Here is a 17917-nt window from a genome sequence, read left to right as displayed (position 1 = left end):
CTCCTTCACGCCGTCCAGGGCGCCCGCTTGAACCAGGCCGCCACGTGGGCTGTCGCCACCAGAATTGCGAAACCGGCGAGATTGGCAGTCGCGACCGCCAAGGCGCCCCGCCCGGAATGGTCAAGCGCGATGCCGATGAGTTGGGCGACCACCATGCCCGTCATGAAGACCGGAAGGGATTGCTGGCCGACCCTGATCAGGATCGCGGTCAGCGGCCGGACCGCCGGATGATGAAGCCGCGCCCCCTTTTCGCCGACGACCAGCATGGCGATCTGCGCAAGGGCCAGAAAATGGACCAGCCGCAGGATACCGAAATCGGTCTTGCTCGTGAGCGGGCCGATCGCCTGCGCTACCTCCCGGAAGAAGGGCGAAGCCGAAAGGATCACATGCCAGGCGAAGGGAACGGTGACGACGACAAAGGCGACCGAAGCGATCAACAGCTTGCGGCTCCCGACCGGCAGCTTCACCGTCCCGCGCATGAGGAAAAAGCCGAGGAAGAAAATGAGCTGCCAGCCGAACGGGTCGAAGAACCAGGGACGGTCGCTCCAGGGCTCGGCCTGGAGGTGAGCGAGGCCGAACTGAGCCGACAGCCACAACGCCGCCATCAGGAAGAAGGGCAGCCAGGCGGCGACGCGCTCGGCGATGAGCATGACCGGCATCAGCGCCAGGATCACCATGTACATCGGCAGGATGTCGAAGTAGTTCGGCACATAGGTGAGCGTCATCAGGCCGATGAGCAGTGGTCCGGGATCTTCGAAGAAGCGGACGAGGTTGAGGCTCTGGATATAGGAGGTGCCGTCAGGCTTGTGCCCCGCCGCCGCCATGATGGTTGCAACCGTCAGGAAGACGGCGATATGCGCCCAATAGATCTGCCAGCACCGGTGAACCACGCGCGCGGTCAGGAGCCCGAAACCTTTCCGGTCGAACAATCTGCCGAAGGCGATCGCCGAGGCCATGCCCGAGAGGAAGACGAACATCTCGGTCGCGTCGGAAAAGCCGAAGCGCGCCGGTATCCAGAGCGCCCAGGGGTCGTTCGGCACATGCGCAAGAAGGATGATCAGCATGCCGATGCCACGGAAGACATCGAGCCGCGGATCGCGGGCGCGCTTGCCCGCAATGCCTGAAGCCGGCAGCGTCAGTTCAGAAGGCGTCTTGGTAAGCATCCGCATCAAACCGGCAACTGATGAGAGTGAAGGTCGAGCGGCTTTCGGCCGCCCCGAGTTCGCGCTGCAGGGCAGGGGCATCGTCGACATTGACGCCGTAACCGCCGAACCCCTCGGCAATCCTCGCAAAATCGGTCTGGCCGAGCGCGACGCCGGCGGGCGCGAGCCCGCTTGCCCGCTGCTTCAGGGCTATCAGGGCAAGGCTGCAGTCCTGGAAGACGACGACCGTCAGGGGAAGCGCCAGATCCCGGAGCGTCGCCAGCTCGCCGAGCCCCATCTCCAGGCCGCCGTCTCCCATGACCGCTATGACGCGTTGCGACGGATCGGCCACCTTCGCGCCGATCGCCAGCGGCAGCGCGGCGGCCATGGTGCAGAACCCCGCCGACTGCAGGAGCGAAAGCGGGCGCCGGCAGACCCATTTCTGGGAAAGGAGTATGCGGTGGGCGCCACTGTCCACCGTCACGAGGGCGTCTGATCCGGCCATTTCGTTCAGCGTTTCGATGATCGCATGCGGCCCCCATGCGCGAGGCGCGAGAAAGATGCGCTTCAGTTCGTTCGCGGCCCTTGCGGGTTCCTGTTCGGGCCATGACGGGTGGCCGGCAACCGTCTCCGCGAGCACTTGCACCGTTGCTGCCGTATCCGCAACGAAACGGGAGCCGCAGTGATGCATGGCATGGTTGGGGGCCGCTGCCGTCAGCTCGACGATGCGGGCGGAATCAGCTGCATCGAGCCAGCCGAGACGCATTTCGATCGGATCGTAGCCGACCATCAGGACGAGGTCGGCCTCGTTGAAAAGGGCGAGCAGGACCCGGTCCGCGGCGGGCGAGAGCCCGGCCGCACCGAGCGAAAGCGGGTGCGTCTCATCGATCAGGCCCTTGCCCTTGTAGGTTGTGACCACGGGGGCCTCGATCTTCTCCGCCAGAAGGCGGATGGCCTCTCCGGCTCCCTCGCGGGCGGCTTCGAAGCCGGCGAGGATGATCGGTCTGCGGGCCGCATCCAGGCATCTGGCAAGGCTTGCGACAGCCCCGTCGTCGGCGCCGACCGAGGGGCGGCGGACGGTCGGCGGCCCGACGATGCGAGGGGCTGGATCGTCCATTGCCGCTACCGCCGGTGAGAGGTCGAGATGCACCGGTCCCATCGGTTCCGCCCTCGCGATGGCGAGTGCACGCGCAACCGTGGAAGCGGCGCTCTCCGGCTCGACTTCGAAGCTTGCCTTGACGATCGGTCGGAGGAGAGCGGCGTGGTCTATCACCTGATGGGTGTAGCGCGCCCGGGTGGAGCGATCGACGACACCCGAGAGTACGACCAGCGGAACGCGTTCCTGCAGGGCGTCCGCAATGCCGTTGACTGCATTCGCAAGGCCCGGGCCGACCGTGGTGACCAGGATGCCGGGCGCGCCCCTCGCAAGGCCGGCGCCGGCAGCCATCGAGGCTGCTGCCGTCTCGTGGCGGGCCAGTTGAAAGCGAATGCCGGCTCTTTCCAGCGCGTCGACAAGCGTCACCACCTCGCCGCCCGGCATGCCGAAAGCATGCCGGGCGCCATGCGCGTGCAGGGTTGCGGCAATGGTGTCGGCTACTCTTGGAACTGGTCTTTCGCGGCTTTCACTCATGGGGTCGAATACCTCTCGCGACGACGTGAGCGGACGTGAAATTGTTGGTTCGCGGAAAAGGCGCTATGTCTGCGGCTGTCCCGCCGACGGAGATCAACGCATGCGCATCGCTCCCCCGGCCGTTCTGGCCGCAATCTGCTTTCTTACGACGGGAACCGGCGCCGTCGCCTGCGGAGGCTCGGTCCCATGCCCCGTCGAAGGCGGTTCTTACCGGATCGAAATGCCCGAGGGCGGCAAGCCCAAGGGCGCTTATGTCTTCTTCCACGGCTATCGCAGCTCCGCGGAACTGCAGATGCGGCATCGGGCGCTGGTCGACACCGCGCGCCGGCACGGCCTGGCCTTCGTCGCGGTGGACGGGGTGCAGGGAACCTGGTCGCATCCGAATGCGCCGGGGCACTATCGCAATGAAGCAGCCTTCGTGCGCCGGGTTCTCGACGACCTCGACAAGCGTTTCGATTTCGACCGTTCCAACACGCTGGTCGGTGGCTTCTCGCAAGGCGCCTCCATGGCCTGGTACAGCCTCTGCCGTTCCGGCGACCGGCTCGCAGGTGCCGTCACCTTTTCCGGCGTCTTCTGGAACCCGCTTCCGAAACCTGAGGACTGCGTACCGGACCTGCCGCCGATCATCCACTTCCATGGACGGCAGGATGGAACCTTCCCTCTCGCCGGAAAAGCGATCGGGAGGAGGTTCCATCAGGGAGATACGTTCAAAACCGTCGCTTTCGCGCGTGAGGCCGCCCGGTGCGAGGGAGATGTCGAGGCTATCGAAGTCGCCGACCTTTCCTGCACCGTGACCGTCGGCTGCGTTCGCGGAGAGGTGACGCTCTGCCTCTACGACGGGGGACATCAGGTGAGGCCGGAATATCTCGACAGGGGCCTGACACGACTCGGATTCTGAACCTTGGGCGCTGGTGGTCATTTCCCGCTCTCGCGCCAGTCGACCACAAAGGCGACGACGACGCCGAAGAGGAGGTGGCCGGCGAGCGACACCCAGGTCAGCGGTATGAAGCCGAGGAAGGCGGGAAGTCCGGCGATGAGGTGCGCCATCACGTAGAGCGCGAATATCCAGAGGCCGGTCCCGAAGCCGAGCGCGGTCAGGATCAGGGGCAGTCCGGGCAGAATGAGCCGCTGAAGCGGACGCGCGATGAAGAGATAGCCGATCGGATAGAAGACGACGCCGACGACCGCATGGATGGCTTCCGCCAGGAAACGGTTCTGGAAGCCGAAGACGCTCTGGACGAGAGCCGCCGGCTCGAGCGGGCCGCCGACCAGCATCGGCGTGATGACGCGCGCCCAGAACTCCCAGGCGAGATCGGCGGCAAGGCCGGCGAGAACGATGGTGGGGAGCAATCTTGCGGAAACTGTCGGGAAAAGCGCCCCCCGCCGGGCAGTCATCGTGTGCATGTCGGTATCTCCGATACTGGTGGGGTGAACAGGCGTCCTGTGTCACGGCTCTCGTTTCACAGGGAGGCATGGGTCTCGATGGAGCCCAGCAGCCGGTCCTCGACTTTGAGGTGGCGGCGCACGCTGCAGATGCGCGAGAATGCGGCTCTGTCGCCATTGGCACCGGCGGCCTTGGCAAGGGCGAGAACGAAGAAGTCGCGTTGCGCATTGCTGCCGCCGATCTTGGGCAGGTCGGCGAGGATCGCGTCGAGCGAGCGGCGATCCCTGCCCGTCGACAACCCCGCGATGATGCGGGCAAGGGGCAGCCCGACATCGGCCGCGACGCGCGCCTGCTCGCCGGTGCCTCTGGCCTTCAAGGCGAGTTCCTCGACCATCTCTCGCACGCTGTCGGTTTCGCCGAGGGCGACCAGGGCCGCGAGCGTGTGCAGGGCGGCAAAGACGAGAGTCGTGTCGCGGCGCCGGCTCAGCGCCGTCTCCGCCAGGTCCGACCAGCGCGATCCGACATCGACACCCGTCTGGCCGAGGCGCCAAAGAAGCGAAACGGCATTGGCCATGTCGCGGAAATCGTCGGTCTGCCGCGGGCGAACCTCGTCGTCGTAGATTCTCAGGACCTGATCATGATCGCCTTGCTCCAGATGCAGAAGCGCCAGATGCCAGGCCATGTGGAAGGAGAAATTGTTGCACCGGGTCCAGGACGCCCGGCCGTGTTCCAGCCAGTTTATCCCCTTCGCCGCCTCTCCGCGCATCTCGTAGACGTGCGACACGGCGTGGCGACCCCAGGCATCATCGGGCTCCAGTCCGACCGCTTGCCGGCCGACCTCCTCGGCCGCATCGTAGAAGCCGAGCTCTTCGAGCGCGAAAGCGTGGCAGCCGAGCATGAATCCGGCAGCCGGCGTGTCCGTGCTCCACTGCTCCATGACACGGGAACTGGCCGACAGCATGCCGGCAGCATCCCCCAGCATGAACCGCAGCGCATGGGAGATCTTGAACGGCAGAAACGTTGTCGCCCGTTCGGAAAACCCGTCATCGAGCAGTCTCGCCGCCTCGGAGAAGGAGCCGCCGACCGCTCTGTCCAGAGACTCGACGAGAATTCGCTCGTCACGCGTGCCGCCGTCACGGCTGGTCATCGCGCGCCTTGCGGCGATCAGCGCCTGACCCGCCGGCGCGACGAGTTCCGATCGGGCAAGGATCAGGCTTGCAAATCCCTTGAGCGCAAGCGCCGCCACATGCCCGGGATCTGCCTGCAGTGCCGCGTCGAGGGCGGCACCCGTCGTCGGACGGTGGGCAGCCAGGCCGTAGACGGCTTGCTCGAACGCGGTCTGCGCCTCTTCGCTCGTCGTGCTGGTGGAAAGATTGAAGGCATCCAGTCTCATCGCTTCGGCTCCTGTGCAGGACCTTCGCGATCAGGTGCAGTCAGGCCGAGCTTCGCATAGAGATCGCCTGGAACGTCGTCGTCCAGGCTGGCTGCGGCAAGCCTCGTGACGATCTTCATGCCCCGCACATAAGTGCGGCAATTTCGGCACTGCAGGAGATGCAGGGCGACCAGCAGATTGGTCCGCTTCGAGCCGTCCCGGCTGACGAAGTCGCTGGCAAGATCCGGTATTTCCCTGCATTTCAGCATATTGCTCGTCTCACGATGAAGAACCTGATCGGGTCCTTCCCGTGAGACCGGCGAACTGGCCGGACGTTACAGGACAGGGGGTCACGCTTTCGTGAGCGCTGTCCGGTCGCCGGTCAACTGCGTCTCGATCTCGTCGCGGATGCGCGTACGTGCCCGATGCAAAAGGGTCCGCTGGTTCTCGGGAGTAAGGTCCAGGAGGCGGCAGGTTTCCGCAGCGTCTGCCCCTTCGACGTCGCGCATCACCAGGACCGCCTTCTGGGCTGGCGGCAAGCGATCGATCATCTGCCGCACATGCTCCCAGAGATGGCGCCCGGCGACGATCCGCTCCGGCGTGAGACCATCGAAGGAGACCGGCGCCTCGCTCCAATGGCCGCTTTCGTCGAATCGGCTGCGCAGCGTCTGCTCCGGATCCCGCCCCGAGTCTTCCCCCTTTCCCAATGCGGCATAGCGGCTCTCGCGCTTCGCGTGGTTCTTCGCCTTGTTCAGGAGGATGGAAATGATCCAGGTGGAAAGGGCCGATCTGCCTTCGAAGGACCCCAGGTTGGCGATGACGGCGAGCCAGGTTTCCTGGGCGACTTCCTCCGCGACGGCCCGGTTCCTGACAATGCTGTCCGCCAGCCTGACCAAAGCACCGTGGTGCCGTGCAATCAGCTCACTCATCGCCTTCTGGTCTCCCCTGCGGAGGAGGCTCAGAAAATGCTCGTCTATGCTGAACTTGACGGCGAACGCCGCCGCCGATAACCAGAATGTAAGCCCCATCACAACCGCCCGTTGCCCCGTGCCTCCTTGAATGACACGCTACACAAGCCGGTCGTCAAATGAAACCTGCGTGACCGGGCGCCTTCAGCCGGTCATCGCCCTGAAGTGGCCGAGCATCCGCGCCGCGTCGGGTTCGAGCCCGGTGAACAGCCGAAACGCGCCGACCGCCTGGAACACCGCCATGCCACCGCCGTCGAGCGTTTTGCAGCCACGCCGCCGGGCCTCCCCGAGAAGCGCCGTTTCCAGCGGAAAATAGACGATCTCGGCGACCCAATGGCTTCGCGAAAGAAGCTCCGCGTCGAGCGGCAATCCGGGATATTTCGCCATGCCGGTCGGCGTCGCGTGGATGAGGCCGGCGGCATTTCCCATTTCCGAGGGGAGGTCGGTGCCGGCCGCCACCTCGGCTTTCGGAAAGAGAGGGGAGAGCATGCGGGCGAGCGCCTGCGCGCGGCCGGCCTCGCGGTCGAACACGACCAGCCGCTGCAAGCCGAGCGAGAGCGCGGCATAGGCCGTGGCGACGCCTGCTCCGCCGGCGCCGAGCTGCACAGCGCAGGAGAGGTCGGCATCCGGCAGGCCGCGCCGGAAGCCTTCGGCAAAACCCCACCAGTCCGTATTGTGGCCGTAGCGCCGTCCGCTTCTGAGGACCACCGTGTTGACGGCGCCGAGTTGCCGTGCCTCGGGGGCGAGCTCGTCGAGATAAGGAATGACCGCCTGCTTGCAGGGATGGGTGATATTGAGCCCGGCAACCCCCCGCCGCTCGGCGTCGGCGAGCAGGCGCGGCAGGTCCTTCTCGCTCGCCCCCAGCACGTTGAGATCGATCAGCTCATAATCGTAGCGAATGCCCTGCGCCGCACCTTCCGCCATGTGCATCGCCGGCGTCAGCGATGCCTGGATGCCCGCGCCGATCAGGCCCGCCTTCAAGGATCTCACAAGCGTTTCGGTCATGCGTCGGGTTCCGGTTGTTTCGGTTTTCGGCCGCGGCCACGGCGCGCCGGCCCGTCCGGTTGCGGGCGAACCGGCATGACGATCACTGGCCGCGGGCGGTGCCGATTTCCTTGAAGAGCGCCTCGACCGTCTCCTGGCCGATATCGGCACTGAACTTCTCGATCATCGGCTTGACGGCATCGCGCAGCTTCTGCGTTTCCTCGGGGCTCAGTTCGCTGACCTCCATCCCCGTCTTGCGGATCTCTTCGAGTGCTGCGGCATCCTGCTCGCGCGAGACCTTGCGCTGGAAGTCGCGCGCTTCGACGGCTGCCTGTTGCAGCACGGCCTTCTCCTCGTCATTGAGGCCGTCCCAGAACTTCTTGCTGACGAGCACGATCTGCGGATTGTACTGATGACGGGTGAGCGTCATGTACTTCTGCACCTCGTAGAATTTTGCGTTGATGATGTTGGCGGACGGATTCTCCTGGCCGTCGACCGTTCCCGTCTCGAGCGCGGTATAGAGCTCGGTATAGGGGAGCGGCACCGCATTGGCGCCGAGCGCGTTGAAAAGCTCGACCGGGATCGGCGACTGAATGGTGCGGATCTTCAGGCCCTTGATGTCTTCGAGCTTGGTCACCGGATGCCGGTTGTTGGTCAGGTTGCGGAAACCGAGCTCCCAATAGGCGAGGCCTACGAGCCCGGTGTCGGGCAGGCGTTCCATCAGGCCGGTGCCGAAGGGACCGTCCATCACCTTGTCCGCCTCCTCGCCGCTGTCGAACAGGAAGGGGAGGTCGACCGCGCCGAACTCCTTGACGTTGCTCGCCAGAATGCCGGCGTTCAGCACCGTCATCTCGATGACGCCGCCCTGCAGCGCCGAAACGGTCTGGACGTCGCCGCCGAGCGTCCCACCGGGGAAGAGCTTCACCTCGATTTTGCCGCCGCTCTTCTCCTTCACGAGCTCGGCGAATTTCTCCATGCCGGTCACCTGCGGATGACCCTTGTTGTTCGCCGAGGCGAATTTGACCGTCTGATCGCGGATTTCCGCGAATGCCGGGCCCGCCGTCATGAGTGCCAGTGGCACGGCCAGGCCCAATGCCATTTTGGTCAGTCTGTCGAACATGTTTTCCTCCCAGGTTGGGCCGGTATCGTGCCGGCCTTGTTGACAGTCGAAAATCGCGCGTCAGCGTCCGAACCAGGAGACCGGAACGGTCACCAGTTCAGGGAACAGGACGAGCAGGAAAAGAACGATCAGTTCCGCGAAGAGGAAGGGCATCACGCCCTTCATCAGATTCTCCATCGAAAGCTTCGACACGCCGCAGATGACGTTCAGGACGGTGCCGACCGGAGGGGTGATCAGGCCGATCGAGTTGTTGATGATGAAGAGCACGCCGAAATAGACCGGATCGATGCCCGCCTGCTTGATGACCGGCATCAGCACCGGCGTCATGATCAGGATCGTCGGCGTCATGTCCATCGCGGTGCCGACGATCACGATCAAGACCATGATCGCGATAAGCAGAGCCGTCTGGTTGCCCATCAGGGGTTCGAGGAGTGCGGCGAGCGCGCCGGGAACGTCGGCAACGGTGATCAGCCAGGCCGAAACCGCCGCGCAGGCGACGAGGAACATCACCACGGCGCTGATCTTGGCGGCCGAGACGAAGACGTGGAAGAGTTGCGCCGGCGCCAGTTCGCGATAGACGACCATCGAAACGAAGAGCGAATAGACGGCGGCGATGACACCCGCCTCCGTCGGGGTGAAGACGCCGAACTTCAGACCGACGATGATGATGACGGGCAGGAAAAGCGCCCAGAGGCTGTCGACGAAGGCCCTGAGCCGCAGCCTGCCGCTCTGCCGCGGCGGCAGTTCGAATTGCTCCTTGCGGGCGACGATCAGCCAGGTGATCGAAAGCGCCGCGGCGATCATCAGTCCCGGGAATATGCCGGCGAGGAAGAGTTTGGTGATGGAGACGCCGCCGACCACGCCGAAGAGGATGAAGCCGATCGAGGGCGGTATGATCGGGCCGATGATCGAGGCGGAGGCGATGAGCCCGCCGGCGCGCGCCGGGTCGTGGCCGCTTTTCAGCATCATCGGCAGAAGCAGCGCGCCGAGTGCGGCCGCATCGGCGACCGCCGAACCGGAAAGACTGGAGAGAATGCAGGCCGCGAAGATCGCGACGAAGCCGAGCCCGCCGCGGATATGGCCGACCATGGCCATGGCCAGTGCGACGATGCGACGGGAGAGGCCGCCCGTATTCATGACCTCGCCGGCAAGCAGGAAGAAGGGAACGGCCATCAGCGGGAAGCTGTCGGCACCGTTCAGCACGTTCTGCGCCACGATCTGGGCGTCGAAGAGGCCGAGATAGAGCATCAGCGCCACGCCGCTCAGGATGAGGGCGAAGGCGATCGGCACGCCGAGCGCCATGGGTCCGAGAAGGGCGCCGAGGAAGATGGATACGGTCATCGCCGCCTCCTCAATGCTTCGCCGAAAGCGGACCGATTGCGGGGGAAGAAATGTCGTCGAGTGCTGCTTTGTCCTCGCTGTCGCGTACGAGATCGGTCGTGGTCACGTCGATGCGGCCGGTCGCGATCGCGAAGGCATCGGCGAGCAGGATCAGGAAGGCCGGAATGCCGAAGGCGAGGCCCGCTCCGTAGAAGAAGGCCATGGAGATGCCGGTCGCCGGCGCGCCGACATGGAGGTTGATCAGCGTCTGGGTCCAGCTGCCGCTGATCACCAGCCAGATTGCGAAGAGCATCAGCGCGTGGCCGCAGAGCACGGCCGCCTTCGCGGCGCGCGGCGGCAGGCGCTTGATGAGCGAGTCGACGCCGAGATGGCCGTGCTCGCGCATGGCGACCACGGCGCCGAGAAAGGTGAGCCAGACGAAAAACATCCGCGACAGCTCCTCCGACACCGTTATTCCCTGGTTGAAGGCATAGCGCAGCACGACATTGCCGAAGACGAGGACGACCATGCCGGCAAGCAGCAGCGCGATCGTCACCTTCAACGCGAAGAAATAGAAATCGATGATGCGGCTCATCCGCTCCTCCCAAGCGACAGGCGAGCGACAGCGCAAGGCGCAGACCTGTCGCAGGCTTCTCCTCCCAACCAGGCGGTCGCCCGGAGCCTTCCACCACGCTCCTTCGTGGCGTTCGGCATGTCTCGTTGCAAAATGTACTAACTAGTTCGGAAAATCAATCCCGCGAGGTTGAAAGGGCTCGGCAAGGTGATATGTCTTGATCCATCGTTCGGGAGGTCCGTGGTTCGACCGCCGCCTCGCTTCGGCAATTGGATCGGTAAACGGCTTGAGGGAGAGCGGGGGGCAGCGCGGTGAAAATGGCGGAGCGGCAGGCAAACGGCAGGAAGAACGATCCGCAGCGGACGCAGGACGACATCCTCGAAGTCGCGACGGAGGAATTCTCCACCCATGGCCTCGCAGGCGCGCGCGTCGATCAGATCGCCGAGCGCACCCGCACTTCGAAGCGGATGATCTATTATTACTTCGGCAGCAAGGAAGCGCTCTATCTCGCCGTCCTCGAGCGGTCCTATCGCAAGATCCGCACGCTGGAGGCCGACCTGGAGCTTGCGAACCTGCCCCCGGAAGAGGCGCTTCGCACGCTGATCGCGACCACCTTCGACCATGACGAGGCCAATCCGGACTTCGTCCGTCTGGTCAGCATCGAAAACATCCATCGCGCCGCCCACATGCTGCGCTCCGATGCGATCCGCGACCTCAACGTCTCGGTGATCCAGATGATCGACGCAATCATCGAGCGCGGCCTCGGCGACGGGACCTTCCGCCGCAAGGCCGACCCGATCGACGTGCACATGCTGATCAGCGCCTTCTGCTTCTTCCGCGTGTCGAACCGCTACACCTTCGGCACGATCTTCCGCCGCGACTTGTCGGAGCCCGAGACGATCGCGCGGCATCGCACGATGATCGCCGATGCCGTGGTGAGCTATCTGAAGGGCGACGAGCCCGGCGCGGCGCGTCGCTAGATCCTCTCCGATTTCATTTCTGCGACCAGCAGGGGAACGAGGGCGAAAAGCATTCGCTTGTAACGTTCTCGGGATTGACAGGCACGGCTTTGGTAATGTTATTACGTCGCTATCGAGTAATGTAATAACATAGCGACTCCGGGAATATCCGCTGTGCGATAGGCCCGGCCGTGCCGACGGACTGCGCGGACGAAGACTGTTTCAAACAAAGAAAGGACCCCCCATGATATTGTCTCTCACCCGGGCCCGCCTGATGGCAGCAGTGGCGACCGCTTTCGTCCTGGCCGCACCCGGCGCACGCGCGGATGATCATGAGACGAAGGAGGCCTGGCGCCTGTTCGTCGCCGATCACACGCAGCCGGTGGTACGCGCCATCGACTTTTCGAACGGCAAGGAACTGGGCCGCTACGACACCAAGGGATATGCAGCCCTGACGGTCAGCGCATCCGGTCAGACGGTCTTCGCCGCGCAGTCGGAAAAGGACATCGTACACGTCATCAAGACCGGCATCGGGTTCTCGGATCATGGGGAGCATCGCGACCTGGAAGTCTCCGATGTGGCGCTTCTTCCGGTGGCGCTCGAGGGCAAGCGCCCCGCCCATGTGGTGCCGCATGACGATCACGCGATCATTTTCTACGATCGCGGCGGCAAGGCCGACATCGTCGATGAAGCCGCACTTCTCGAAGGCAAGGCGCAGGTCAGGACCATCGATACGACCAGGCCGCACCATGGTGTCGCCGTGAGCATGGGGCGCCACGTCCTCGTCTCGGTGCCGGACACGGAAATCGAGCCGAAGCCGGACGAACTGCCGCCGCGCGTCGGCGTGCGTGTGATCGACGAGAAGGGCGGGCAGATCGGCGAGATCAGCAAATGCACCGACCTGCATGGCGAGGCCACATCAGCCCGTCTCGTTGCCTTCGGCTGCAAGGAAGGGGTGCTCGTCGCCCGCCCCGGCGGTATCGACGGGCCGAAGCTCACAATGCTTCCCTACCCCTCGGATTTCCCGAAGGGTCACACCGGCACCCTGCTCGGAGGCAAGGCGATGCAGTTCTTCCTCGGCAATTACGGCGACGATAAAATCGTGCTCATCGATCCCGACAGCAGCGAACCGTATCGGCTGATCACGCTGCCGACCCGGCGTGTCGACTTCCTCCTGGATCCTGCAATGCCGGCCAATGCCTACATCCTGACGGAAGACGGCGACCTTCATGTGCTGGACGTGATCAAGGGGGAAATCCTCCGCAAGGGCAGGGTCACCGAGCCATACAGCAAGGACGGCCATTGGCGTGATCCGCGCCCGCGCCTGGCGGCAGCCGACGGCCAGATCGTGATCACCGACCCGCGACACGCGCTCCTCCGGGTGATCGATGCAGAGACTCTCAAGGAGACCCGCACGATCCCCATCGAAGGTCAGCCCTTTGCGATCGTCGCCGTCGGCGGTTCCGGCGCCTCGCACTGATTTCGAGCGCTTTCACGTCGGGCTCAGTGCAGGTGCCTCAGCTTGTCGGGGTTCCTTACGACATAGATCGCAGCGACTTTGCCGCCCTCGATATCGAGGGCGGTGGTCTGGATTTCGCCGTCGGCTTCCATCGTGATGAAGCCGGGCAGCCCGTTGACGAAACCGATGCGCAGCAGTTTCGAGCCGTTCGCCCGAAAAAGCGCAGCCAGCTTCTCATGGACCTTCATAACGGCATCAAAGCCGACGATCGGCATGATCGCTGCCGAGCGCTTGCCGCCGCCGTCCGCATGGATGCTGACATCGGCCGCGAGCATTGCGCCGAACGCGTTCATGTCCCCGCTGCGCGAGGCCTTGAAGAAGGCCTCCGCAAGCTGGAGGCCGCGCTCCTTCTCGACGTGAAAGCGAGGCCTTGCCTCCCGGACATGCGAGCGCGCGCGGGCGGCAAGCTGCCGGCAGGCGGCGGCGTCGCGCTGGATGGTCGCCGCGACCTCCTCGAAACCGAGCCCGAACACGTCGTGCAACAGGAACGCTGCCCGCTCGAGAGGGGACAACCGCTCCAGCGCCAGCATCAGCGGCAAGGTGACGTCTTCCTCTTCCTCCTCCTCCACGACGGGATCGGGAAGCCAAGGCCCCACATAGGTCTCGCGCTGGCGCCGAGCCGATTTCAGCTGATCGAGGCAGAGCCGGGTGACGGTGCGGCGCAGGAAGGCCTCCGGTTCGCGCACCGCGGCGCGGTCGGCCCCCATCCAGCGGATGAAGGCCTCCTGCACCATATCCTCGGCGTCGGCAACCGAGCCGAGCATGCGATAGGCGACGCGCATCAGCTTCGGACGCAGCGGGTCGAAACTCGCTGCCGCATCCGCTTGCGTAGCCTGTGTCATCAGGCGACCGCCTTCTCGGCGATTGTCTTCGCGGCTGCCGGTTCGACCCACAGGCCGAAGCCCACGGCGAGGCGGTTCCACCCGTTGATGACATTGATCATGAGCGTGAGCTTCACCTGCTCCTCCTGCGTGAACTCGGCCTTCAGCGCCTCATAGGCGGCGGCGTGAGTATGGCCCTCCGACAGCCGCGTCAAAGCTTCCGTCCAGGCGAGCGCAGCGCGCTCGCGGTCGGTATAGCACGGCGCCTCTCGCCATGCCGAGAGCAGGTAGATCCGCTGCTCGCTCTCGCCCTTGGCACGCGCCTCCGTCGTATGCATGTTGATGCAGTTTGCGCAACCGTTGATCTGCGAAGCGCGGATCTTGACGAGTTCGATAAGGCTCGACTCGAGGCTCGAAGCGATCGTGGTCGAGATGCTGAACCAGCTCTTCATCAGCGAAGGGGCGGCGGCAAAGGGATCAAGTCTGGCAGTCATGGTCGGTCTCCTTTTGTTGGTTCCGACACCATGACGAGACAGCATCCGCCGGTGTGACATCGATGCGAAATTTTTTGTGCGTGGACCGAACTTTTACTGTTCCAGCGAACCGCCGGAGTTCCTCGTATCGTCCGCCCCGGGAGCCATCACGCCAACCCCGAAGGGTTCGAAGTGCTTAAGATTCCTAGTGACCACGACCAGGTCATGGACTTTCGCTGTGCCGGCGATCAGCGCATCGGCCATGCCGGGACTGTGACCGGCCGCGACCGCGATTGCTTCCAGTTGGCCCGATATTGTGGAAACGGTCGTGTCGATCGACAGGATCCTGTCGTCGTAGGTCGACACAAGGCCGGAAAGCCAGAGCCGAAGACTTGCTCCTCTCGCCGTGGCTCCCTTCCGCTCGAGCAGGGCGACGCCCTTTTCGATTTCGTGAACTGTCACCACGGACAGGAATATCGTGCCTTCCGCATCGGCCGCCTCCAGCCAGCGGATAAAACCCTCCGGCACTGCCGGCTTGGATGGCGAGAACATCGAAATGACGTTCGTGTCGAGGAGATAACCGCTCACAGATCGACATCCCGGGATGGTGAACTGTTGCGTTCGAACTCACCGCCGGGAAACTTCTGGAGATGCGAGGCCAGGCTGGGCCGGATCCTGTTTAGGGCCTTGCGTGCAATCTCCGCTGCCGCAAGCGGAACCAGCGCTGCGACGGGCTTTCCGTGGCGGGTGATCGTTACGAACTCGCCGGCGATCGCCTCGTCTACATAGGCCGACAGGCCGGCCTTGGCATCTTTGAGGCTCACGGTCGACATGATTCCATCCCAGGCATATAGTCACATGTGACCATATATGCGCCTGCGGGCGGAGGAATTCAAGGCTCGATCTCGGGCTCGGCCCCGCGGCGGGAAGACGACGACGACGGCAACCGCGATCCTGATGGCCGAGAGGACAACACAGGTGCGATCGCGGCCGCCGAGCCGTGTGCGATAGGCGACGCGCGGAAGAACCGTCGCCGGTGCTTCGCTGGATGTCTCCCGCGGGCGGAAAGCGGGCAACAAGGCTGCGTTGCAAAGCCGCTCACTCCGTCCTTATACTCCTCCCGCTATGGAGAAGACCTTCGTCGCGGCGCAAGAGGAACGGCCTGGGGAAGCTTGGCTTTCGCGGTTTGCCGCCGGTCGAGCCGAGGCGGAGAGCTGGTATTTCGGGCGGGCCCGACGAGCATCGGGTCCAAGCGCCAAAGAATGTCGCGAGGCCTTACGGCAGTACATGCCGGAACTCGTTCCTCACTATGAGCACGCCTGCGCTCTCGTTGGAGATGATGAGGTTGCTCATCGGATGCTCAGTCACTTTCGACCCGCGCCGGATGCTTACGGCTGCAGTCAATCTGTCTGGCTCGGGGAAGGGGGCCCGGCACTGATCCGCAATTTCGACTATCCGCCGAGTGTCGCCTCCGATCGTTTCGAAATGACCCGGTGGTCCGGGTTGAAGGTGATCGCGAAGGCGCAACGCCCTTGGGGAGGCTGCGTGGATGGGATGAATGAGAAAGGACTGGCCGCAAGCGTTACTCTTGGGGGCGGACGTTCTCAGGGCAGGGGGTTCTCGATCATCCTCGTGATCCGCTACGTGCTGGAGACCTGTCAGCAGGTCGAGCAGGCTGTCAAAGCTCTATGCCGAATACCTGTGGCGCTCGCGCAGAACGTCACCGTACTGGATAGGGCCGGCAATTATGCCACTCTGTTCCTCGGACCGGGCCAGCGCCCGATCATTACGCGCCTGAAGGCATGCGCAAATCATCAGCGGGCGGCACGACCGTCATCATTCTCGGTGGCTCGACAGCAATTTATTCTGCAAGCACTAGAGGATCCTTCCATGTCGCTGGAGAAGCTGACGGATGGCTTCCTTCGGCCGCCGCTTTATTCCGTGAGCGGCTCCCATCCCACCCTCTACACAGCCGTCTATCGACCTGCAAAAGGCAGAGTAGATTATATCTGGCCGGGGAAACGCTGGTCTCAGCGTTTCGAGGATTTCCGGACAGGCGAATACACGCACACCTTCACCGATCGATTTCCCGGTCAGTGAGCGGGCGCATGGGGCCATGCGCCCGGTGCACCAGACCGATCCGGTTCAATCCTCCTCAACGAAGACCTGCTCGCGCTTTTTCTTGATGCTCGGCAGGAAGACGACGACGAGTACGGCGAGGGCGATGAGGAGCAGGGTCGCACTGATCGGCCGGGTGACGAAGGTCGTCGGGTCGCCGCGAGAGAGGATCATGGCGCGCCTGAGGTTTTCCTCGAGCAGGGGGCCGAGCACGAAGCCGAGGAGCAGCGGCGCCGGTTCGCAGCGCAGCTTCAGGAGCAGGTAGCCGACGAGGCCGAAGAAGGCGACGGCGTAGAGGTCGTAGACGTTGGAGTTGACGCTGTAGACCCCGATCGAGCAGAAGGCCATGATGATCGGGAAGAGCACGAAATAGGGGATCTTCAGGAGCTTCACCCAGAGGCCGATCAAGGGCAGGTTGAGGACCACCAGCATCAGGTTGCCGATCCACATCGAGGCGATGATGCCCCAGAAAAGCGCCGGCTGCTCCACCGCCACGTTCGGGCCGGGCACGATGCCCTGGATGATCATCGCACCGATCATCAGAGCCATCACCGGATTTGCCGGAATGCCGAGGGTGAGCAATGGGATGAACGAGGTTTGCGCGCCGGCATTGTTGGCGCTTTCAGGTCCGGCGACACCCGCGACCGCGCCGCGGCCGAATTCCTCCGGTCGGTCGGAGAGGCGCTTCTCCACCGTGTAGGAGGCGAAGGCGGCGAGGATCGCGCCGCCGCCGGGCAATACGCCGAGCGCCGAGCCGATGGCCGTGCCGCGCAGGACCGGCGCGGCCATCTGCCTGAAGTCCTCGCGCGTCGGCATCAGATCGGTGACCTTCGCCATCAGCACTTCGCGCGTCTTCTCGCTTTCGAGATTGCGGAGGATTTCGGCGATACCGAAGACGCCGACCGCCAGCGCCACGAAATTGAGGCCGTCCGAATATTCCCGGATGCCGAGGGTGAAGCGCGGCGTGCCGGTATAGATATCCGTGCCCACGAGGCCGAGAAGCAGGCCGAGCGCCACCATGGCAAGCGCCTTGATGACCGATCCGTGCGCAAGCGCGACCGAGGAGACGAGGCCGACGATCATCAGCGAGAAATATTCCGCCGCGCCGAACTCGAGCGCAATCTCCGTCAAAGGCGGCGCGAAGAGCGCGACCAGGAATGTCGAGACCGTGCCGGCGAAGAACGAGCCGAGCGCCGCGATCGCGAGCGCCGTGCCGGCGCGGCCCTTGCGCGCCATCTGATACCCGTCGATGGCGGTGACGGCAGACGAGGATTCGCCGGGCATGTTGATCAGGATCGCCGTGGTCGATCCGCCATATTGAGCGCCGTAATAGATGCCGGCGAGCATGATCAGCGAAGAGACCGGCTCAAGCTGGAAGGTAATCGGCAGCAGCATGGCGATGGTCGCGGTGGCGCCGATGCCGGGCAGCACGCCGATCAGGGTTCCGAGGAGTACGCCGATCAGGCAAAAGAGCAGGTTCGCCGGCGAGGCGGCTGTGGCGAAGCCGAGGGCAAGATTGCTGAAGAGTTCCAT

General features: G+C 64.2%; 19 protein-coding genes. 4 read left to right on the top strand and 15 right to left on the bottom strand.

Annotated features, from left to right (window positions below; all coding sequences use genetic code 11):
* Window positions 1–5: 5 nt before the first annotated feature.
* Window positions 6–1163 carry an OpgC family protein gene (locus AC6CIG_RS03395; protein ID WP_102761750.1) on the bottom strand — a complete coding sequence of 386 codons (1158 nt, stop codon included), beginning with the start codon at window positions 1161–1163 and terminating at the stop codon, window positions 6–8.
* The gene (locus AC6CIG_RS03390) at window positions 1141–2772 is read right to left on the bottom strand and encodes a thiamine pyrophosphate-binding protein (protein ID WP_102761505.1); all 1632 of its coding nucleotides are present in this window, start codon (window positions 2770–2772) and stop codon (window positions 1141–1143) included. The genes AC6CIG_RS03395 and AC6CIG_RS03390 overlap by 23 nt, the downstream gene beginning before the upstream one ends.
* Before the next feature lie 100 nt (window positions 2773–2872).
* On the opposite strand from AC6CIG_RS03390, the gene AC6CIG_RS03385 reads away from it, so the two are divergent.
* Window positions 2873–3670: a CE1 family esterase gene (locus AC6CIG_RS03385; RefSeq protein WP_102761506.1), complete on the top strand. Its 798-nt coding sequence runs from the start codon at window positions 2873–2875 to the stop codon at window positions 3668–3670.
* 17 nt (window positions 3671–3687) lie between these two features.
* On the opposite strand, the gene AC6CIG_RS03380 is transcribed toward AC6CIG_RS03385, so the two are convergent.
* From AC6CIG_RS03380 to AC6CIG_RS03345, 8 genes are all read right to left on the bottom strand, one after another.
* The gene (locus AC6CIG_RS03380; protein WP_180980711.1) at window positions 3688–4167 is read right to left on the bottom strand and encodes a hypothetical protein; all 480 of its coding nucleotides are present in this window, start codon (window positions 4165–4167) and stop codon (window positions 3688–3690) included.
* Between the two features lie 65 nt (window positions 4168–4232).
* Window positions 4233–5549, bottom strand: coding sequence for a tetratricopeptide repeat protein (locus AC6CIG_RS03375; protein WP_102761507.1), 1317 nt, complete (start codon window positions 5547–5549; stop codon window positions 4233–4235).
* Window positions 5546–5797: a hypothetical protein gene (locus AC6CIG_RS03370; RefSeq protein WP_018096024.1), complete on the bottom strand. Its 252-nt coding sequence runs from the start codon at window positions 5795–5797 to the stop codon at window positions 5546–5548. The genes AC6CIG_RS03375 and AC6CIG_RS03370 overlap by 4 nt, the downstream gene beginning before the upstream one ends.
* A gap of 81 nt (window positions 5798–5878) precedes the next feature.
* Complete coding sequence (locus tag AC6CIG_RS03365) at window positions 5879–6457, bottom strand: sigma-70 family RNA polymerase sigma factor (RefSeq protein WP_180980705.1); 579 nt, start codon at window positions 6455–6457, stop codon at window positions 5879–5881.
* Between the two features lie 183 nt (window positions 6458–6640).
* Window positions 6641–7501, bottom strand: a complete 861-nt coding sequence (locus tag AC6CIG_RS03360; RefSeq protein ID WP_102761509.1) for a shikimate dehydrogenase — start codon at window positions 7499–7501, stop codon at window positions 6641–6643.
* 82 nt (window positions 7502–7583) lie between these two features.
* Window positions 7584–8600 carry a TRAP transporter substrate-binding protein gene (locus AC6CIG_RS03355; RefSeq protein WP_102761510.1) on the bottom strand — a complete coding sequence of 339 codons (1017 nt, stop codon included), beginning with the start codon at window positions 8598–8600 and terminating at the stop codon, window positions 7584–7586.
* Between the two features lie 60 nt (window positions 8601–8660).
* Complete coding sequence (locus tag AC6CIG_RS03350) at window positions 8661–9941, bottom strand: TRAP transporter large permease subunit (protein WP_102761511.1); 1281 nt, start codon at window positions 9939–9941, stop codon at window positions 8661–8663.
* 10 nt (window positions 9942–9951) lie between these two features.
* On the bottom strand, window positions 9952–10515 hold the full coding sequence (locus AC6CIG_RS03345; protein WP_102761512.1) for a TRAP transporter small permease: 564 nt from the start codon (window positions 10513–10515) through the stop codon (window positions 9952–9954).
* Window positions 10516–10811: 296 nt separating this feature from the next.
* Here AC6CIG_RS03345 and AC6CIG_RS03340 point away from each other — a divergent pair, with 296 nt between their 5' ends.
* Window positions 10812–11474 carry a TetR/AcrR family transcriptional regulator gene (locus tag AC6CIG_RS03340; RefSeq protein WP_102761513.1) on the top strand — a complete coding sequence of 221 codons (663 nt, stop codon included), beginning with the start codon at window positions 10812–10814 and terminating at the stop codon, window positions 11472–11474.
* Between the two features lie 223 nt (window positions 11475–11697).
* Window positions 11698–12933 carry a zinc metallochaperone AztD gene (gene aztD, locus AC6CIG_RS03335; protein WP_498322300.1) on the top strand — a complete coding sequence of 412 codons (1236 nt, stop codon included), beginning with the start codon at window positions 11698–11700 and terminating at the stop codon, window positions 12931–12933.
* A gap of 23 nt (window positions 12934–12956) precedes the next feature.
* Here the strand turns inward: aztD and AC6CIG_RS03330 are convergent, their stop codons facing one another.
* The 4 genes from AC6CIG_RS03330 to AC6CIG_RS03315 all read right to left on the bottom strand — a co-directional run bounded on the left by AC6CIG_RS03330 (window position 12957) and on the right by AC6CIG_RS03315 (window position 15099).
* Window positions 12957–13814 carry a sigma-70 family RNA polymerase sigma factor gene (locus tag AC6CIG_RS03330; protein WP_018096032.1) on the bottom strand — a complete coding sequence of 286 codons (858 nt, stop codon included), beginning with the start codon at window positions 13812–13814 and terminating at the stop codon, window positions 12957–12959.
* On the bottom strand, window positions 13814–14287 hold the full coding sequence (locus tag AC6CIG_RS03325) for a carboxymuconolactone decarboxylase family protein (protein WP_102761515.1): 474 nt from the start codon (window positions 14285–14287) through the stop codon (window positions 13814–13816). Before AC6CIG_RS03325 ends, AC6CIG_RS03330 begins: the two co-directional genes overlap by 1 nt.
* 93 nt (window positions 14288–14380) lie before the next feature.
* Window positions 14381–14854 carry a type II toxin-antitoxin system VapC family toxin gene (locus tag AC6CIG_RS03320; protein WP_102761516.1) on the bottom strand — a complete coding sequence of 158 codons (474 nt, stop codon included), beginning with the start codon at window positions 14852–14854 and terminating at the stop codon, window positions 14381–14383.
* On the bottom strand, window positions 14851–15099 hold the full coding sequence (locus AC6CIG_RS03315; protein WP_102761517.1) for a type II toxin-antitoxin system Phd/YefM family antitoxin: 249 nt from the start codon (window positions 15097–15099) through the stop codon (window positions 14851–14853). The genes AC6CIG_RS03320 and AC6CIG_RS03315 overlap by 4 nt, the downstream gene beginning before the upstream one ends.
* 292 nt (window positions 15100–15391) lie before the next feature.
* Here AC6CIG_RS03315 and AC6CIG_RS03310 point away from each other — a divergent pair, with 292 nt between their 5' ends.
* Window positions 15392–16366 carry a C45 family peptidase gene (locus AC6CIG_RS03310; RefSeq protein WP_102761519.1) on the top strand — a complete coding sequence of 325 codons (975 nt, stop codon included), beginning with the start codon at window positions 15392–15394 and terminating at the stop codon, window positions 16364–16366.
* Between the two features lie 45 nt (window positions 16367–16411).
* Here AC6CIG_RS03310 and AC6CIG_RS03305 read toward each other — a convergent pair whose 3' ends face one another.
* Window positions 16412–17917 (bottom strand): tripartite tricarboxylate transporter permease, encoded by a 1506-nt coding sequence (locus AC6CIG_RS03305; protein ID WP_102761520.1) that lies wholly within the window; start codon window positions 17915–17917, stop codon window positions 16412–16414.

The organism is Sinorhizobium sp. GQ132 (assembly GCF_059758575.1).
This window is presented reverse-complemented; position numbering and strand designations above follow the sequence as displayed.

Excerpts from the sequence above, each read along its gene's own strand:
- AC6CIG_RS03395 (WP_102761750.1), bottom strand. The coding sequence starts at position 1,163 with ATGCTTACCAAGACGCCTTCTGAACTGACGCTGCCGGCTTCAGGCATT.
- AC6CIG_RS03390 (WP_102761505.1), bottom strand. The coding sequence starts at position 2,772 with ATGAGTGAAAGCCGCGAAAGACCAGTTCCAAGAGTAGCCGACACCATT.
- AC6CIG_RS03385 (WP_102761506.1), top strand. The coding sequence starts at position 2,873 with ATGCGCATCGCTCCCCCGGCCGTTCTGGCCGCAATCTGCTTTCTTACG.
- AC6CIG_RS03380 (WP_180980711.1), bottom strand. The coding sequence starts at position 4,167 with ATGACTGCCCGGCGGGGGGCGCTTTTCCCGACAGTTTCCGCAAGATTG.
- AC6CIG_RS03375 (WP_102761507.1), bottom strand. The coding sequence starts at position 5,549 with ATGAGACTGGATGCCTTCAATCTTTCCACCAGCACGACGAGCGAAGAG.
- AC6CIG_RS03370 (WP_018096024.1), bottom strand. The coding sequence starts at position 5,797 with ATGCTGAAATGCAGGGAAATACCGGATCTTGCCAGCGACTTCGTCAGC.
- AC6CIG_RS03365 (WP_180980705.1), bottom strand. The coding sequence starts at position 6,457 with ATGAGTGAGCTGATTGCACGGCACCACGGTGCTTTGGTCAGGCTGGCG.
- AC6CIG_RS03360 (WP_102761509.1), bottom strand. The coding sequence starts at position 7,501 with ATGACCGAAACGCTTGTGAGATCCTTGAAGGCGGGCCTGATCGGCGCG.
- AC6CIG_RS03355 (WP_102761510.1), bottom strand. The coding sequence starts at position 8,600 with ATGTTCGACAGACTGACCAAAATGGCATTGGGCCTGGCCGTGCCACTG.
- AC6CIG_RS03350 (WP_102761511.1), bottom strand. The coding sequence starts at position 9,941 with ATGACCGTATCCATCTTCCTCGGCGCCCTTCTCGGACCCATGGCGCTC.
- AC6CIG_RS03345 (WP_102761512.1), bottom strand. The coding sequence starts at position 10,515 with ATGAGCCGCATCATCGATTTCTATTTCTTCGCGTTGAAGGTGACGATC.
- AC6CIG_RS03340 (WP_102761513.1), top strand. The coding sequence starts at position 10,812 with ATGGCGGAGCGGCAGGCAAACGGCAGGAAGAACGATCCGCAGCGGACG.
- aztD (WP_498322300.1), top strand. The coding sequence starts at position 11,698 with ATGATATTGTCTCTCACCCGGGCCCGCCTGATGGCAGCAGTGGCGACC.
- AC6CIG_RS03330 (WP_018096032.1), bottom strand. The coding sequence starts at position 13,814 with ATGACACAGGCTACGCAAGCGGATGCGGCAGCGAGTTTCGACCCGCTG.
- AC6CIG_RS03325 (WP_102761515.1), bottom strand. The coding sequence starts at position 14,287 with ATGACTGCCAGACTTGATCCCTTTGCCGCCGCCCCTTCGCTGATGAAG.
- AC6CIG_RS03315 (WP_102761517.1), bottom strand. The coding sequence starts at position 15,099 with ATGTCGACCGTGAGCCTCAAAGATGCCAAGGCCGGCCTGTCGGCCTAT.
- AC6CIG_RS03310 (WP_102761519.1), top strand. The coding sequence starts at position 15,392 with ATGGAGAAGACCTTCGTCGCGGCGCAAGAGGAACGGCCTGGGGAAGCT.
- AC6CIG_RS03305 (WP_102761520.1), bottom strand. The coding sequence starts at position 17,917 with ATGGAACTCTTCAGCAATCTTGCCCTCGGCTTCGCCACAGCCGCCTCG.